This is a genomic window from Serratia sp. CoH_134_PS_4 (genome assembly GCF_058190535.1).
The window spans coordinates 52,519-70,168 of sequence record NZ_JBXWKI010000010.1 but is presented as its reverse complement, the minus strand read 5'-3'; the positions used below and the strand labels follow the sequence as shown (position 1 = coordinate 70,168).

14 protein-coding genes and 1 pseudogene are annotated in these 17,650 nt (G+C 53.2%); 2 read left to right on the top strand and 13 right to left on the bottom strand.

Going from position 1 to position 17,650, the window contains the following annotated elements:
• Positions 1-10: 10 nt before the first annotated feature.
• The 5 genes and pseudogenes from carA to pvcA form a co-directional block, all read right to left on the bottom strand.
• On the bottom strand, positions 11-1,159 hold the full coding sequence (carA, locus tag AC2FCQ_RS16435; protein ID WP_490308640.1) for a glutamine-hydrolyzing carbamoyl-phosphate synthase small subunit: 1,149 nt from the start codon (positions 1,157-1,159) through the stop codon (positions 11-13).
• A gap of 470 nt (positions 1,160-1,629) precedes the next feature.
• On the bottom strand, positions 1,630-2,451 hold the full coding sequence (gene dapB, locus AC2FCQ_RS16430) for a 4-hydroxy-tetrahydrodipicolinate reductase (protein WP_265555805.1): 822 nt from the start codon (positions 2,449-2,451) through the stop codon (positions 1,630-1,632).
• A gap of 369 nt (positions 2,452-2,820) precedes the next feature.
• A pseudogene (locus tag AC2FCQ_RS16425) lies at positions 2,821-4,094 on the bottom strand (glycosyltransferase).
• A gap of 6 nt (positions 4,095-4,100) precedes the next feature.
• A complete protein-coding gene (locus tag AC2FCQ_RS16420; protein ID WP_490308641.1) occupies positions 4,101-4,964 on the bottom strand; it encodes a TauD/TfdA dioxygenase family protein in 864 nt (287 codons plus the stop codon).
• A gap of 90 nt (positions 4,965-5,054) precedes the next feature.
• Entirely contained in the window at positions 5,055-6,020 is a 966-nt protein-coding gene (pvcA, locus tag AC2FCQ_RS16415) for an L-tyrosine isonitrile synthase (protein ID WP_209634998.1), read from the bottom strand.
• Positions 6,021-6,212: 192 nt separating this feature from the next.
• Between pvcA and AC2FCQ_RS16410 the strand changes: the two genes are divergently transcribed.
• Positions 6,213-7,136, top strand: a complete 924-nt coding sequence (locus AC2FCQ_RS16410) for a LysR family transcriptional regulator (protein ID WP_209634996.1) — start codon at positions 6,213-6,215, stop codon at positions 7,134-7,136.
• Between the two features lie 307 nt (positions 7,137-7,443).
• On the opposite strand, the gene ispH is transcribed toward AC2FCQ_RS16410, so the two are convergent.
• From ispH to ribF, 5 genes are all read right to left on the bottom strand, one after another.
• Complete coding sequence (gene ispH / locus AC2FCQ_RS16405; protein ID WP_209634993.1) at positions 7,444-8,397, bottom strand: 4-hydroxy-3-methylbut-2-enyl diphosphate reductase; 954 nt, start codon at positions 8,395-8,397, stop codon at positions 7,444-7,446.
• Entirely contained in the window at positions 8,378-8,848 is a 471-nt protein-coding gene (fkpB, locus tag AC2FCQ_RS16400; protein ID WP_209634992.1) for an FKBP-type peptidyl-prolyl cis-trans isomerase, read from the bottom strand. The genes ispH and fkpB overlap by 20 nt, the downstream gene beginning before the upstream one ends.
• 1 nt (position 8,849) lies before the next feature.
• Entirely contained in the window at positions 8,850-9,359 is a 510-nt protein-coding gene (lspA, locus tag AC2FCQ_RS16395; protein ID WP_209634990.1) for a signal peptidase II, read from the bottom strand.
• The gene (ileS, locus tag AC2FCQ_RS16390) at positions 9,359-12,175 is read right to left on the bottom strand and encodes an isoleucine--tRNA ligase (protein WP_209634988.1); all 2,817 of its coding nucleotides are present in this window, start codon (positions 12,173-12,175) and stop codon (positions 9,359-9,361) included. The genes lspA and ileS overlap by 1 nt, the downstream gene beginning before the upstream one ends.
• A 156-nt stretch (positions 12,176-12,331) precedes the next feature.
• A complete protein-coding gene (gene ribF, locus AC2FCQ_RS16385; RefSeq protein ID WP_061807386.1) occupies positions 12,332-13,270 on the bottom strand; it encodes a bifunctional riboflavin kinase/FAD synthetase in 939 nt (312 codons plus the stop codon).
• Between the two features lie 390 nt (positions 13,271-13,660).
• On the opposite strand from ribF, the gene rpsT reads away from it, so the two are divergent.
• Positions 13,661-13,924 (top strand): 30S ribosomal protein S20, encoded by a 264-nt coding sequence (gene rpsT, locus AC2FCQ_RS16380; RefSeq protein ID WP_037420676.1) that lies wholly within the window; start codon positions 13,661-13,663, stop codon positions 13,922-13,924.
• A 70-nt stretch (positions 13,925-13,994) separates the two neighbouring features.
• Here the strand turns inward: rpsT and nhaR are convergent, their stop codons facing one another.
• The 3 genes from nhaR to dnaJ all read right to left on the bottom strand — a co-directional run bounded on the left by nhaR (position 13,995) and on the right by dnaJ (position 17,621).
• Positions 13,995-14,894, bottom strand: coding sequence for a transcriptional activator NhaR (gene nhaR / locus AC2FCQ_RS16375; RefSeq protein ID WP_037420673.1), 900 nt, complete (start codon positions 14,892-14,894; stop codon positions 13,995-13,997).
• Positions 14,895-15,088: 194 nt separating this feature from the next.
• On the bottom strand, positions 15,089-16,255 hold the full coding sequence (nhaA, locus tag AC2FCQ_RS16370) for a Na+/H+ antiporter NhaA (protein ID WP_209634986.1): 1,167 nt from the start codon (positions 16,253-16,255) through the stop codon (positions 15,089-15,091).
• A 235-nt stretch (positions 16,256-16,490) separates the two neighbouring features.
• Positions 16,491-17,621, bottom strand: coding sequence for a molecular chaperone DnaJ (dnaJ, locus tag AC2FCQ_RS16365; protein ID WP_037420667.1), 1,131 nt, complete (start codon positions 17,619-17,621; stop codon positions 16,491-16,493).
• Positions 17,622-17,650: the final 29 nt, after the last annotated feature.

Genomic DNA, 17,650 nt, shown 5'->3' with positions numbered 1-17,650 from the left:
TTGCTCCTGATTATTTGGCGTTAGAACGGTAAGTCTCGATCAATTCGATAAAGTGATCGAACAGCGGCGCGGCATCGTGTGGGCCCGGGCTGGCTTCAGGGTGACCCTGGAAGCTAAACGCTGCTTTATCGGTGCGGTGAATGCCCTGCACCGTGTGGTCAAACAAGGATTTGTGCGTGATGCGCAGTTCGGCCGGCAAGTTATTTTCGTCCACTGCAAAACCGTGGTTCTGGGCGGTAATCATGACGCAGTCGTTATCCAGGTCTTTCACCGGGTGGTTGCCGCCGTGGTGACCAAGCTTCATCTTCACGGTTTTTGCGCCGCTCGCCAGTGCCAGCAACTGATGACCGAGGCAGATGCCGAACACCGGAATGTCGGTCTCCAGGAACTGTTTAATCGCAGTGATAGCGTAATCACATGGCTCTGGGTCGCCAGGGCCGTTGGACAAGAAAATGCCGTCCGGATTCATCTTCAAGACTTCATCTGCCGGCATCTGTGCGGGTACTACCGTCAGGCGGCAACCGCGATCCACCAGCATGCGCAGGATGTTACGCTTGGCGCCGTAATCATATGCCACGACGTGGAATGGCAGTTCAGAGGCTGCTTTGGCTTCCGGCAGTTCGCCTTCCAGTGTCCAGCTCCCCTGCTGCCAGCTGTAAGCTTCCTGAGTGGTCACTTCTTTGGCCAGATCCATGCCTTTTAGACCCGGGAAGGCTTTGGCCTTCGCTAATGCCAGAGCGGCATCCGGCGTGTCAGCGGCGATGATGCAACCGTTCTGTGCACCCTTTTCACGCAGCAGACGAGTCAGCTTGCGGGTATCAATATCGGCAATCGCCACAATGTTATGGCGCTTCAGGTAATCAGACAGACCTTCTTCGTTGCGGTAGTTGCTGGCAATCAGTGGGAGGTCACGAATGACGAGGCCTTGGGCGTGTACTGCGGAGGATTCTTCGTCGGAAGCATTGGTGCCGACATTGCCGATATGGGGATAAGTAAGAGTAACGATCTGGCGGGAGTAGGAAGGATCAGTGAGGATTTCTTGATAACCGGTCATCGACGTATTGAAGACCACTTCCCCCACTGCCGTACCCTCTGCCCCGATGGCCCGACCGTGGAATTGGGTTCCGTCTTCGAGAACCAATAGCGCTGACTTAATCAAAACACCCTCCAAGGAATAATCAATCACAATATTTGCATATTAATTCAGATATCGCGATCTAAATCAATGCAAAAACCGCCCTCAAGGTCAATTTTTGGCAAATTGGGCGCATTTTAATGATGAGTGCTCCGCTTGTCTACCCAAAGCGCCATTTTTTCTCTTATTTTTGCACTTCTCGGCGTTTAATAGCCCCAGCAGCCATAAAAACACCGCTAAACTCGGGCTGGTAAACGGTTGCGGGATGGGATGACAAAAAATTGCACTAGCGACGCTAAAATACGGGGTTTAAAACATCATCAAAGCCTATTATGGATGAAATAACCCATTAAAACACACATAAAAACACATCAAGAACACAGAAATAATCTAAACCATCATTTTCAGTGTTAAAAAAAAGGACAATAAAATTATTGTCCTTTAATCATATAATTATGATTAATACAACCACATCACGATGGTGTATAAATTAATTACAACTGGTCAAGACCCAGTACATCACGCATATCAAACAGGCCTTTATCACGCTTACTTAACCAAATAGCGGCCTTAACTGCTCCACTGGCAAAAGTCATACGACTGGAGGCTTTGTGGGTAATTTCTACCCGCTCGCCAATGTCGGCAAACATGGCAGTGTGTTCACCGACAATGTCGCCAGCGCGGATAGTGGCAAAGCCGATGCTTTTTGGGTCACGTTCGCCGGTATAACCTTCACGTGCATACACGGCGCACTCTTTAAGATCACGCCCCAGCGCACCGGCAATCGCCTCCCCCATCGCCAACGCAGTCCCCGACGGGGCATCCACCTTGTGGCGATGATGCGCTTCAACAATTTCAATGTCGGTATAATCCCCCATCACCTGGGCTGCTTTTTCCAACAGTTTCAGCACCAGATTAACGCCCACGCTGAAGTTAGCGGCAAACACGATGCCAATCTGCTCGCCAGCGGCGCGGATGGCATCTTTGCCCGCATCATCAAAACCGGTGGTGCCTATCACGATAGCTTTTTTGTGTTCGACACAGAAAGCCAGATACGCCAGGGAGCTTTCCGGACGAGTGAAGTCGATCAGAATATCAAAATCACCGACAACGCTTTCCAGGCTGTCGCTCACGGCCACGCCCAACTTGCCTATGCCTGCCAGCTCACCCGCATCAACACCGATCAGACTTGAACCCGGGCGTGAAATCGCCGCACCCAGTACCACGCCAGGCACCTGTTGTACCGCCTGGATCAATTGACGGCCCATGCGGCCGCCGGAACCCGCAATCGCAATGCGGATTTGTGAATCAGTCATACATGCTCTCTTGTCATTGTGATATCAGCACCCGAGATAATTCAGAGCGACACCCAGGCCGCAAAGGCGCGTTTCCCGATGAACGTACTCTTACGGGTGATCGAACGCAGCCAACACAGATGCCACTTCAAATATGATGGGGATATGGGTTCAGGTTAACTGCCACACCTTATCACCACCAGAGGATTCATTTCATAATTAGAAAATTATGATATTGGCTGCTTTTCATCAGTAATGCTGTCAATAGGTTAACATTCGCTGCAATACACGCCAATTCAGGGTGATACATAATCATGCAGTTTTGACTGGTTGAATCTGCATAAAAAAAGGCACCACGAAGGGTGCCTAAGAGGTGATAAGACGGGCTGCTTAACCGGTTAAGGCCGCCACTTCCTCGGCGATTGCCGCCAGCGCATCATGGCGCGCATAGTCGGCCTGGACCAGCGCCGCACGCTGTCGATACAGCGGCTGTACCAGGATCTGTTGTACGGCCTGCCTCAGCTGTGCTTCATCTGGAGTGCTGGTATGCAGGTTTATCCCACATCCCGCAGCGACCACCCGCGTAGCGGCCTCGAGTTTATCTTCGCCCGTACCGGCTACAATCAAGGGTACGCCGTGATCCAACGCGGCGTTGATCGAACCGTAACCGCCGTTGGTGATCAACAACGCCGCCTGCGGCAACCAGTGATCAAAAGAGATAAACGCCTGCACCCTGGCATTAGCAGGCAAAAGTGCCTGCAAGGCTTCAACTGAACGCCCACCGGTGGTCGCTAAAATTCGCACAGGTAACTGCGCCAGCGCCTTCAACGTTGGGACTATCAACTGGTGCAGATCGACATTCGCCAGCGTGCCCTGCGAGACGATCACCAGCGGACGACGGTCGGCCTCATCCCACAGGTCTGGTGTCTTATCCGCCGCCGCGGCACTGCGCAACGGGCCAATAAAACGCACGCTGTCAGGCAAATCGTCACGGGGATATTCCAGCGCCGGGGTAGCCAGTTGCAAGAATCGATCGCAACCGCCAATCAGTGCATCAGTAAACGCCTGTTGCAGCGGTTTACCGCCGGATTGTGCCATCGCAACATCAAAGCGCTGGTGCACTTCATCGATGAGCAAACGGGTCGCGTCATCCACCAGTTGCTCCCGTAGCAAATCGCGTGGCAATAACCCGGGGGGTATTCGCGGCCCGTAGAAGATCGAATCCGTTGAAGAGTACGACAAAGGCGTCACGCCGATGCCGATCACCGGAGGACGGTCCACCCTTTGCAGCAGTGGTAACACGCCATAGAAGCAGTTTTCCACCATCAACAAATCCGTGGCCTCAGCCGCGATCGCGGCGCGCAATTGCTGATCCAACAGCGGGATCGGCGCAGCAAAAAAATCTTTCAGCGCCAACGCCATCTGCGCATTACCCGGGGGCAGCGCAGCGCGCTCTGGAAAGTGCTGCTCAAGACAGCGGTAATCAAAATCTACCCGCTCATCAAAGGCGATAAATTGTGCGCCAGCCGCTTCTGCACGTTCACGAAACAGGGCACCGGTCATCACCCGAACCTGATGCCCTTGCGCAATCAGGTATCGAGCAATGCTCAGCATCGGATAAACATGACCCGGCGTTGCCACCGGGTCATCAGAATACGTGCCATAACGGGTTAAGCCTCTGCGTTAGCCGGCTTCAGCGCCAAATTGGCACACACCGGGTTACTCTGAATATGCACGCGCTGCAAATGACGTGCGGAACGGGCAGTGAACCCTTCACGGCCGTGCAATAACGAGAAGTTGTCCGCAATGACGACGTCGCCCTGCTGCCATTGATGAGCATAATAGTGACGCGGATCGTACAAATGCTGCTGCAGCGTCTGATGGAAAGCCTCTTGTTGATCTTGCGGTACACCGTGGTATTCCAGGGCGTGCTGGTTCAGGAATTTCTTGCCTTCGGTCGGCGGCTCGTTATAGCGCATGATCTGCCCGTGGCCGCTTGGATGCGTCACCACCAGCGGCGAGCACACCTCACCGCCATAATGCACCACCTGCTTAATACGGTAGGAGATCGATACCGTCAGCCACTGGGCCAGCAGTGATTCGTCGGCATTGGCCAACAACCGCGTGGTATCCACAAAGGTCGTCCGTCCGCCTTCATCCTGTGAAGGTGCCGCGACGCAATGGAACAGCTGAAATTCAGGAATGGTCGGTTTGTACATACCATCCCAATGCAGTGGCACATAGCTGCTATCGAAAATGTGGTCCTTGGCGCCCGGGTGTTCTTTCACGTCCAGCACCGCACCGAACGGCCACATCATGATGTCTCCCCACCCCTCGGCATAATGCGTCAGTACCTGTGGATCGGTAAAACCGGAGCCAAAGCCGCGCAACACCAGCAGGTGATGCTGCTGCGCCAATGCCCGCAGTGCAGCCACGGGCAGTTCGCTGATGTGTTGCCCAGGGTGCATAGGGGTCAGTACCGCACCAAAGGGGGTATTCAGTTCAATGCGGCAGTTCAGTGTTTGATTATCCATCAGTAACTCTCCTTGAATCGAATTTGCTGCTCACACGGCAACCGTACCGTTAAAAGACGCCCACCAAGATTGCGGGCGCAATGTGGCCAATTACGCCATTTGAGGCTGTTCGATCAGGTAATGGCTGGGTGTTCCGCGGATCGTCACCAGTTCACCCGCCAACTGCTGGGCATCCTTGCGCTTCATCAGGACAAACTGTCCGTTGATGTTAGCCGCCACCCCGTGCCACGGGGTCAGCCAATCATCTTTGGTCGGCATCATATGAATGCCCATTTTCAGGCTGTCCGCAGGCTGCGGGTGGATAGACAAACGTATCGCCGATGGGAAATGCTGGGCCAACAAATTGCCCCAGGCCCAGCTACGCTGTATCACGCCACAGGCACGCTGTTTGGCATCTTTTTGCAGTGCCGCGTTGGAACCAACGTAATCAGGAAGCTGACTGTCTTCATACAAGAAGCGGGTGATGGCGCGATACAGCTGTAACCCCTGCTCATCCTGCATCAACTGTTGTTTGATCGCCGTTTCCGATTCGGCATAACCGTCAACCAGCAGTTGACGCAGGAGATCGTAATCGCCGGTATGCTCGGCCAGGCCTTCCACATCGCCCAGGTTGAACACGCTCAGGTGAGTTGCCCCCACCTCATGTAACAAGTTTTCGATTTCGCGCTGATAGTGATTAATGGCGTCATCGCTGACGCGGATCAAATCGCCAAAGACATGGCCGTCAGAACAGATGACGATATGCGCCCCTGGCGGGTAATAAAGCTGAATACGCTGGCAGAGAGAATTAAGGAATATCAGTGACAGCCGTTCTGCCATATCGGGCACCGAACCAATTACCTTATTAGTATTAGGTGATTTTGTTGGGAAGGCGGGGAGCACAAATTCAATGCGTTGTTGGTTTTCAATAAATGCCCGGATACGCGGTAATTGTACCTGAGAAACGGCATGTTCTTCCTCAGCGTTTGACGTTTCCATTCCTGGGAATCGACGTCGGTATTGCAATAGCTCATGAAGGATTTTTAACGATATTGTTTCAATACGAGCACTATCCACAATTAACTCCTGTTCAGATGTGGCGCAGGCAATTTATTCGCAAACGCAATAAGACTTATCAAAAATAGAGATGACGATCGGGAAATAAGTCTTACCCTCACGATTTATCTGCTTCAGGCAATATAGAAGAGAAACTGCTATATTATTAGCCCGTATAATTCACAATCTTGGTTAAGTTGAACTTAACAAACTATGAGTAATATTCTAAAACGCATGGCCATTTTTTCTAAAGTTGTCGATTGCGGCGCATTCAGCATGGCAGCCAAAGAATTAGGCATTACTACCTCCGCCGTCAGTCAGCATATCCGCTTGCTGGAAAACGAACTGGGCATTCAATTACTTCTACGTTCTACGCGTTCACTGAGCCTGACCGAGGCCGGGCTGTGTTTTTATGAGGATTGTGTACTGATGATCCATGCAGCCGAACGGGGCCAGCAGCGTATCGCTGCGTTGCGCGGTGAACTGGCTGGGGAATTGCGCGTCGCCACCTCCACGGAATTTGCCACCCATTATCTGGTGCCGGCGCTGCAAAGCTTCCTTGATGATCACCCGCGAATCACACTGAGATTAGAAATTCATGACGAAAAAATCGACCTGATAGGCCAACGCATTGATCTGGCCATCCGCGGTGGCGTATTGGCCGACTCCAGCTACGTATCGACCCGGCTGGCGCGCTTTCGCGAAGTCCTGTGCGCTTCTCCAGTCTACCTTGCCAACCACGGCATACCCGATAGCCCGCAGTCACTGACTCACCACCAATGGGTTACTTTTACCCCCTTGGGCAACCCGCAGTTTGTCCGCCTGCTCCATCAGGACGGCGCAGAGCACAGGTTACGAATGACCGGACGTTTATTTACCAATAACGGCATGGCGATGAAAGAATTGGCACTGGCCGGCAAAGGAATCATCCGGAATTTTTTTGTCAACGTTGAGCGTGAATTACACAACGGTGATTTGGTAGAGGTGTTACCCGAGTGGCGATTACCCGACATTAATTGTTATGCGATTATGCCAAGAAGGGACAGCCAACCATTAAAAGTTCGCCGCTTATTAGAGCATATGAAAATCTATTTACAGAAAAACGAGAAGCATTCCTTAGATCAGTTCAGAACTTAATAAAATAAGAAGTATCCGTAACGTCACTTAATTTAGTTATTTAACTTTTCGGCATATTGCTGACCAGCACCAGAGTTAATTTAGATTGCAGACTAATGATATTATCCTTAATAACTCCCTGACTTTCTATATAAGTAATTTCTCATCTTTAATTCAAATTATCAGAACGAATTTGACTTTGAATAACATAAAATTTGAATCAGTTCCCTTTCCCTACCCAAAACTCAATTCCTCTATTTCTTGGCTCTCACTCCCAAACGAAAAACGGGGAGCCTAGGCTCCCCGTTATCTTATTTGGCGTTGAAGCTTATTCAACCTGCTTGATATCAACCCGCAACTCTTTCGGCACTTCAAACACGATGTTTTCTTCGCGGCCGCTGACTTCCTGCACGTTGACACCCCCCAGCGCCTTCAGGCGGCTGATCACATCCTGAACCAGTACGTCAGGTGCGGATGCGCCGGCAGTGACACCGATATTACGGGCATCTTTCAGCCAGGCTTCCTGAATGTCAGCCGCAGAGTCGATCAGATATGCCGGCTTGCCGACACGCTGAGCCAGCTCTGCCAACCGGTTAGAGTTAGAGGAGTTTTTCGACCCCACAACCAAAACCACATCTGCATCACCCGCCAGGTTGCGTACCGCTTCCTGGCGGTTAGTGGTGGCATAGCAGATATCGTCCTTACGCGGGCCGATAATGCTCGGGAAGCGCTTGCGCAAAGCATCAATCACGTCAGACGTGTCATCCACCGACAATGTGGTTTGCGTCATAAAGCACAGGTTGCTCTCATCTTTCACCTGCAGCTTCCACACATCATCTGGCGACTCGACCAGGTACATGCCCCCTTTAGGGTTACTGTACTGGCCCATGGTGCCTTCCACTTCTGGATGGCCCGCATGGCCTATCAGGATCGCCTCGGTACCACGGCGGCTGGCTCGCGCCACCTCCATATGCACTTTGGTCACCAATGGGCAAGTGGCATCAAACAGCATGGTCAAATCACGCGCTTTGGCTTCTGCTCGTACCGCCTGAGAAACACCGTGCGCCGAGAAGATCAAAATCGACCCATCCGGCACTTCAGTAATTTCTTCGATAAATACCGCCCCGCGCTCGCGCAGGCTATCTACCACATAGCGGTTATGCACCACTTCGTGGCGCACATAGATAGGTGCGCCATAAATTTCCAGCGCACGTTCAACGATACTGATCGCACGATCAACCCCAGCACAGAAGCCGCGTGGGTTAGCCAGCAATATTTGCATGCGTCTCCTCCTGCTGCGGATCGATCTCCAGCACTTCGATATCGAAGGTTACCGGATGGCCCGCCAGCGGATGGTTGAAATCAACGGTAATCGAATCTTCCGCCACTTCACGTACCACGCCTGGCATTTCGCTACCGTCAACGGCGGTAAACAGCATAATTGTGCCGACGTCCGGTACCCCGGTTTCCGCGAAATCACGACGTGAGAAGAACTGGACCAGATCCGGGTTCTCTGCACCGAATGCCGCTTCCGGCTGTAAGGTAAAAGCACATTTGTCGCCCGCACTCAAACCAAGCAGTTGTGCTTCCAGCGGTTCGGACAAACTGCCGTCACCCAGACGGAACAGCGCCGGTTTGCCACTGCTGCGGGTAGACTCTGCGGTCGAACCGTCTTCCAGTTTCAGCGTGAAGTGCACCAACACTTCACTGCTGCCGTTAACCTGAGCCGTCATATTACTCACCTTTGCTCTTTGCGCTTTTGTTCGCCGGCGACAAGAAGCCTTCCAGCACTATCATCGCCGCCCCTACGCAAATAAAACTATCTGCAAGGTTGAAGGTCGGGTAATGCCAATCGCCTACGTAGAAGTCGATAAAATCGACGACAAAACCGTGCCATAAGCGATCGAACAGGTTACCGAGCGCACCACCGATGATAAAAGCATAGGCAATGTTGTTCAGCTTCTGCTGCGCCTGACTGCGGTACATCATCACCAGCAGCACCGCCACGATAGCCACCGCAATACCGGCGAAGAACCAACGCTGCCAGCCGCCATGATCGGCCAGGAAACTGAACGCAGCACCGTAGTTACGCGCATAGAACAGATTGAACGACGGGATCAGCGGCTGGGACTGGCCCAGCACAAAGTTACCGAGGATCCACTGCTTGCTGGCAAAATCCAGTACCAACACGACTACTACCAGCCACAGCCAGCGCAGGCCAGTCGAACAGATTGGTTTACTCATTAGGCAAACTTACGCTTTTCGCCGTCGCCGGCTACGTTGATAACACAGCGGCCGCAGAGATCTGCATGCTCCGCCACCAAACCGATATCGGTGGTGTAATGCCAGCAGCGCGGACACTTCTCACCTTCTGCAGTGCTGAAGGCGATTTTCAGGCCCTTCACCAGTTCTGACGTCAGTGCATCCGCTGGCGCATCAGCCAAAGGTGCAACGCGAGCGCCGGAGGTCAGCAACACAAAGCGCAGCTCATCCTGCAGGCTGTTGAGACGTTCAGCCAGTTCGCTATCGGCATACAACGTTACCGCGGCTTCCAACGAGCCACCGAGACGTTTGTCAGCACGAGCCTGTTCCAGCACCTTGTTCACTTCGCCACGTACTTTCAGCAGCTCAGCCCAGAAGGCATCGTTCATGCCTTCGCCTTCGGCCAGACCGAACAGGCCGTCGTACCACTCTTCAGTGAACACGTACTGCGCGCGTTTGCCCGGCAGGAAAGCCCAGATTTCATCAGCGGTGAACGACATGATCGGTGCCATCCAGCGCACCAATGCCTCTGCGATATGGAACAGCGCAGTCTGGCAGCTGCGGCGGGCGACGCTGTCGCTCTTCGCGGTGTACTGGCGATCTTTGATGATATCCAGGTAGAAGGACCCCATCTCGACAGAACAGAACTGCATCAGGCGTTGTACCACTTCATGGAAATCGTAGTTGGCGTAAGCCTGCTCGATATCCTGTTGTGCCGCCAGAGCACGACCCACGGCCCAGCGATCCAGTACCACCATATCTTCCGGAGCCACACAATCCGTGCTTGGTTCGAATCCGTTCAGATTCGCCAGCAGGAAGCGCGCGGTGTTACGGATGCGGCGATAGGAATCGGCAGAACGTTTCAAGATCTCGTCAGATACCGCGATCTCACCGGTGTAATCCGTAGAAGCCACCCACAGACGCAGGATGTCCCCCCCCAGCTTGTTCATCACGTCTTGCGGACTGATGGTGTTGCCGATGGACTTGGACATCTTGCGGCCCTGACCGTCAACGGTGAAACCGTGAGTCAGTACTTCTTTATAGGGTGCTTTGCCCTTCATGGCGGTGGAGATCATCAGTGATGACATGAACCAGCCACGGTGTTGGTCGGAGCCTTCCAAGTACATGTCAGCGCCATGACCATTGAACTCAGGACGAACATCAACCACGGAAGAATGGGTCGAACCGGAGTCGAACCACACGTCCAGGGTATCGGGCACTTTGACATAGTCGGCAGCTTCCGCGCCAAGAATGTCAGCGGCGTCCAGATCCCACCATGCCTGAATACCGTCCTGCTCAACACGTTTGGCCACTTCTTCCATCAGCTCTACGCTGCGTGGGTGCAGTTGCTCCGTGTCTTTATGCACAAACAGCGACATTGGCACGCCCCAGGTACGCTGGCGTGAGATACACCAATCCGGGCGGTTAGCGACCATGGTTTCGATGCGTGCCTGGCCCCATTCAGGGATCCACTGCACGCCTTTGATCTCTTCCAGCGACTGCTTGCGCAGGCCTTTTTGATCCATGCTGATGAACCACTGAGGCGTTGCACGGAAGATGATCGGCGTTTTGTGACGCCAGCAGCAGGGATAACTGTGAACCAGTTTCTCCACGTGCAGCAATGCACCCTTCTCACGCAGCAGATCAACAATCAGATCGTTGGCCTTAAACACAAACTTGCCATCCAGCAGTGGATGAGTGCCCGGCAGATAGCAACCGTTCGGCCCCACCGGGTTGGCAATTTCCAAACCGTATTTCTGGCTGATGACAAAGTCATCCGGGCCGTGGCCACCGGCGGTGTGTACCGCACCGGTACCCGCGTCCAGCGTGACGTGCTCACCCATGATCGCCGGTACGTCGAAGCCCATGAACGGGTGTTCAAAACGCATCAGCTCCAGATCGGCACCCTTGCAACTGCCCAGCACGGTCCACGCGCTGATACCGGCGCGTTTCATCACGCTTTCTACCAGTTCAGCCGCCAGGATCAGGCATTGGCCGTCGACCTGCACCAGCTGATAAGCAAATTCCGGGTGCAGAGAGATAGCGCGGTTAGCCGGTAAGGTCCACGGCGTGGTGGTCCAGATAACCAAAGAGACCGGGCCATTGAAGCTGGTGACGCCAAACTTGGCCGCCACGGCAGCCGCGTCAACCGCGTGGAAAGCCACATCGATAGACGGTGACGTCTTGTCGTAATATTCGACTTCCGCTTCCGCCAGTGAAGAGCGGCAATCGGTACACCAGTGCACCGGCTTGGCACCTTTCAACAGGTGACCGTTGTCGATGATTTTACCCAGCGCACGAATGATATTGGCTTCGGTTTTGAAGTCCATGGTCAAGTACGGGTGATCCCAGTCGCCCAGCACGCCAAGACGGATGAAGTCTTTTTTCTGGCCTTCAACTTGTTCAGCGGCATACTCACGGCATTTCTCACGGAACTCCGCCGCGGTGAGTTTCTCGCCCGGCTTACCGTACAGCTGCTCGACTTTCAGTTCGATCGGCAGGCCATGACAGTCCCAACCTGGAACATAAGGCGAATCGAAACCGGACATCCCTTTTGACTTGATAATAATGTCTTTGAGAATCTTGTTAACCGAGTGACCAATGTGAATGCTGCCGTTCGCATACGGAGGGCCGTCATGCAAAATGAAGGATTTTTTGCCCTTTTTGGCAGTACGAATGATCCCGTACAGATCCTGTTCATACCAACGTTGCAGCATGCCAGGTTCACGCTTGGCCAGATCGCCACGCATCGGGAACCCTGTTTCCGGCAAGTTCAGGGTATTCTTGTAGTCACTCATGAGATTCTCGTTTCCGTTTTCGGCTATTTACCCGTCGCACTTCAAGCCACATCTTTGTGGGCCGCCCTTTCTTATCCAAATCACTTGCCTGTGCAAGCCCATCGGGATTCGCGCGGTTGCCGCCGCGATGCGGCTCGAATTACTTAGGGTAAACGATTAAACCAGTGTTTTTAACCCGAAGAACTTCCGGGCCGTCACCACATCATTGGCGATTTGCTGCTTCAGGGCATCGAGCGAAGCAAAACGCTGTTCATTGCGCAATTTCGCGCGGAGCACCACGTCAATATGGCGCCCGTAAAGATCCATTGTGACATCCAACAGATGGACTTCCAGCTGTTGGCGCACGCCGGCAACGGTTGGTCGCGTACCAATATTGGCTACGCCAGGCAGCGGTTCAGGCCCCAGGCCATACACCTCCACCGCATAAACCCCTTTGACCGGAGCAACCAGGCGTTTCAGCGGCAGGTTGGCCGTGGGGAAGCCGATGGTACGGCCCAGTTCATCACCGTGTACTACTCGGCCTGAAATACTGTACGGATGACCCAACAGCGTTTCAGCCTGTGCCAGATCATCATCGCGCAGTGCATTGCGAATCGCCGTACTGCTGATACGTTGATCGCCTTCACGGAAGGTCGGCGTGCTGATCACTTCAAAGCCGTATTCTATCCCGGCTTTTTGCAATAGCGGAAAATCGCCCTGACGCGTCGCGCCAAAGCGAAAATCATCCCCGACCATCAGGAATTTCACACCCAGTTTTTCCACCAGCAACTCGGCAACGAACGCCTGTGCCGTGTTGGCGGCGAAACGCGGGTCAAACTTGACGCACAGCAGGTAGTCAACGCCCGCCTGCGCCAGATATTTGGCTTTATCACGCAAGCGCGTGAGTCGGGCCGGTGCCTTGTCCGCTGCAAACATTTCCAGCGGTTGCGGCTCAAAGATCATGACCATCACTGGCAGCCCGAGGCGTTGCCCCTCTTGTTTCAGCTGCTCCAGCAACGCTTGGTGACCGCGGTGTACGCCGTCAAAGTTGCCGATGGTGAGCACACAACCATGGTGGCGTGCCCGGATATTGTGAATGCCGCGAATTAGCTCCATAGCTGGCTCAAAACAGTGGAAATCGCCGGATTATACCTTGTACAGCGGTTAAGGTTAACCCGCGATTGGTGCCTTTGTGTAATAGACATACCATACCGGAGATAATCTGCAGGTGAAACGCCCCAACCGCAGTTTATCCGGCAACATGCCGCTGATTATCGACCACGACCAACAGCTTGCAGCCAATACAGCAATTCATTGGCGAATTTTCTCGCGAAACACTGTATTCCCATGACCGAAGCTGGTAAAATCCTGCCCCATCACAACGTAGCAAGTGCCGCCCGTACAAACGGCGCTTATTTGCACAAATCCGTTGACAAACGAAGACTAAAAGGGGATATTCCTCGGCCTTCGAATTGTCCTCAATAGAATATATTTGGGAGTTGGACCTTGGCTAATATCAAATCAGCTAAGAAACGCGCCGTACAGTCTGAGAAACGTCGTAAGCACAACGCTAGCGGCCGCTCTATGATGCGTACCTACATCAAGAAAGTAGAAGTTGCTATCGCAACTGGCGATAAAGAAGCTGCAAAAAACGCATTCCTCGTGATGCAACCAATCGTGGACCGCAAGGCAGCTAAAGGCCTGATCCACAAAAACAAAGCAGCACGCCATAAGTCAAATCTGACTGCGCGTATCAACGCAATGCAATAAGCATTACGTTGTCTGCTTGATAAAAAAACCGGCTCAGGCCGGTTTTTTTACGTCTGCAGTTTTCACCGCGTTAGTAAGTAAACAGCGCGGAAAAATCCTTGTTGCATACCCGTTGTACCGCTGGATGCTGGATCATTCGTTCGGCAAAAATGATGTAGTACTCTTCCTGTACGCTATCAATACGCCCAATCTCCACCACGTCATCATCGTTATAGGTATCCTGCGCATACAGCGTCGGCGCAACGAAGATCGCGTTGTGGTACATGCCAAAGGTCTTCATCAGGGCCGCATCATCGAACTCGCCCAAGATCTCTACCTGAATACCTTGCGTGTTAAACCAGTTAAGCAGCTTACGCCCCAGCATCGAACGCCGGCCTGGAATAAGCAGCTTACGCTGTTCAAGACAAGCGGGAAACGGCAAGTCCGGCGCGGGCTGACGGCAAAAGAAACTGATACCGCATTCACCCAGCTTGAGTGAAAACAACCCTTCCTGCTGACTGGAGTCCACCGGGCAATCTGACAAAATCATGTCGAGTTTATGCTGGCTGAGCTGTTCCAGTAGCATCTCGTGCGTCGACTCAAAGCAGCGCAGATGGATTTGTTCATTATCCACCACCACCGCGGTCTCCAGAACCTGACTCACCAAGCGTTTGGACAGCGCATCCGCGACCCCGACGTCGAACAGCAGGTTAGATTCCTTGCGATAATTGACGATATCCAGCATTTCCTGGCTGAGCATAAACATTTTGTCGGCGTAGCGGAAAACCAGCTGCCCCAATTCAGAAGGCACCAGCCCACGCCCCTGACGCTTGAACAGCTTACCGTCCAAACGTTCTTCCAGCGCTTTGATCTGGCCGGTGATGGTCTGCGGCGTCAGAAACAGTGCTTCAGCGGCGCCGACCACCGAACCTTCCTTGCAGACCTGCCAGAAGTAGTAAAGGTGATTAAAGTTAATATGCGACATCCTCACGAGGTGCTCTCCTTAACATTTCGTCAGGCTAAACGATAGACCCTGACGAGCGACTAATGTCCTTTCCCTGTTTCAGACAACCTGTTGCTGCATTCGTCCCAAACAGAATGGCCGAAGCTGCACATATTTCATACTGCACAGCTCCGACCAGCTATTGTAATCGGTACTTACGAACAGAGGATCCCCTAAAGGGGTTATCTGACCCGTGGCAACGACATGCGCAACAGACCGTATCCAACCACCGCCGCCGTGGTTGACCCAATCAGGATACCCAGCCGCGAATAAGTGCTTAGTACGACATCCGCATCGCCAAACGCCAGCGAAGCGATGAAAATTGACATGGTGAAACCAATACCACAGAGCACAGAAACGGCAAACACCTGTTTGAAACCAATTCCTTCAGGCAGCTTGGCAATGCCCAACTTCACCGCCAGCAGACTAAAGATGAAGATACCCAACGGCTTACCGATGAACAGACCCGCTGCGATACCGACCGGGAGCAGTGAGGTCAGCCCACTCAGTGACACGCCCTGCAATGAAACACCCGCATTGGCGAAAGCGAACAGCGGCAGTATCAGGAACGCCACCCATGGGTGCAGCTCGTGCTCCAGAGTCTCCGACGGTGACGGGCCTTTCTTCACGTTCAACGGGATCATAAAGCCAATAATTACCCCAGCCAGGGTCGCATGTACCCCGGACTTGAGGATAGCCACCCACAGCACCAGGCCGACAATCATGTAAAGCGACGTTTTGCCCACGCCACGCCAGTTCATAAATGCCAGCACCGCAACAGACGCGGCTGCTACACCTAAAGCCGCCATCGACACTTCGTGGGTATAGAACAGTGCGATAATCACGATCACACCCAGGTCATCGATAATCGCCAGCGCCAGCAGGAACACTTTCAGGCTGGTTGGTACGCGGTTCCCCAACAACGCCATCACCCCAAGGGCAAACGCAATATCCGTTGCCGCCGGGATCGCCCAGCCCTGACGGGTAACCTCATCGGCACCGTTAAACAGCAGGTAAATCAGTGCCGGTGCCAACATGCCGCCCAACGCAGCAATAGCGGGAAACACCGCCTTATCACGCCCGGCCAGTGAACCCTGCATCAGTTCACGCTTGACCTCCAACCCGACCACCAAGAAAAAGATCGCCATCAGGCCGTCGTTGATCCACAGCAGGAGCGGCTTGGCAATGTCCAGTGAGGACACTTTCACCATGACCGGTAAATTGAGAAAAGCATGATAAATCCCCTGGGCTGGGGTATTGGCCATGATCAACGCGATAATCGCGGCTACGATCAGGATAATGCCGCCTGCGGCTTCCTGACGTAAAAATTGACGAATGATATTGGTCACAATACGTCTCTCCAGAGATGCGCGAAGTAGAAACAGCTCCGCAAACAAAGTAATGGAATGAGTATAGACGGCGATTTAGCTCGATAAAATACGTTTATAAATGCTTTAATGATCGTAAAAACCGATCTATATACGACAGGTGTCACATTTTTTGTAGGATTATTAGCCGTCCACGGCCAATAAAAAACCCCGGTTTTGACGCCGGGGTTATGCAGTACGCTAACAGAACAACAGCTTAACGCGTCAGGTCATCAAAAAACTTTTTCACACCGTCGAAGAAGCTCTTCGAACGTGGGCTGTTTTTATCACCAGAAGGGCCACCCAGACTCTCTTCCAGTTCCTTCAGCAATTGCTTCTGCTTGTCGTTCAGGTTAACCGGAGTTTCCACCACCACGCGGCACAGCAGGTCACCCTGGCTGCCACCACGCACCGATTTAACACCCTTGCCGCGCATGCGGAACAGTTTGCCCGTCTGGGTTTCTGACGGGACTTTCAGCTTCACGCGGCCATCCAGCGTTGGCACTTCAATCTCACCGCCCAATGCTGCCATTGCGAAGTTGATTGGCACTTCACAGTACAGGTTGTTCCCTTCGCGTTCGAAGATCGGGTGCGCTTTCACCTGAACCTGAACGTACAGATCGCCTGCTGGTGCGCCATGTTCACCGGCTTCCCCCTCACCCGCCAAGCGGATGCGGTCGCCAGTATCAACGCCGGCCGGGATTTTCACCGACAGCGTTTTGGCTTTCTCTACCCGGCCGTGGCCATGGCAGCTGTTGCACGGGTCTTTGATAATTTGGCCGCGGCCATGGCAATGCGGACAGGCCTGCTGCACGGTAAAGAAGCCCTGGCGCATTTGCACCTGGCCTTGGCCGTGACAGGTTGGGCAAGTCACTGGCGAGCTGCCTGGTTTTGCACCGCTACCGTGGCAAACGCCACACTCTTCCAGCGTCGGGATACGGATCTCTTTGGTTACGCCACGAACCGCTTCCTCAAGGGACAGCTCCATGTTGTAACGTAGATCAGAACCGCGGCTGGCACGCTGACGGCGGCCACCACCAAAGATATCGCCGAAAACGTCGCCAAAGATGTCGCTGAAATCGGCACCGCCGCCGCCAAACCCACCGCCACCACCCATACCGCCTTGTTCAAAAGCGGCGTGGCCGTACTGATCGTAAGCTGCACGCTTTTGATCGTCGGTCAGGACTTCGTACGCTTCCTTGATCTCTTTAAACTTGGCTTCGGCGTCTTGATCCTGGTTACGGTCAGGATGGTATTTCATCGCCAGGCGCTTATACGCCTTTTTTATGTCACGCTCTTCCGCCGTCTTGGAGACGCCGAGAATCTCGTAATAGTCTTTCTTCGCCATTATTTCTGTAACCCTTAACATGCGTGCAC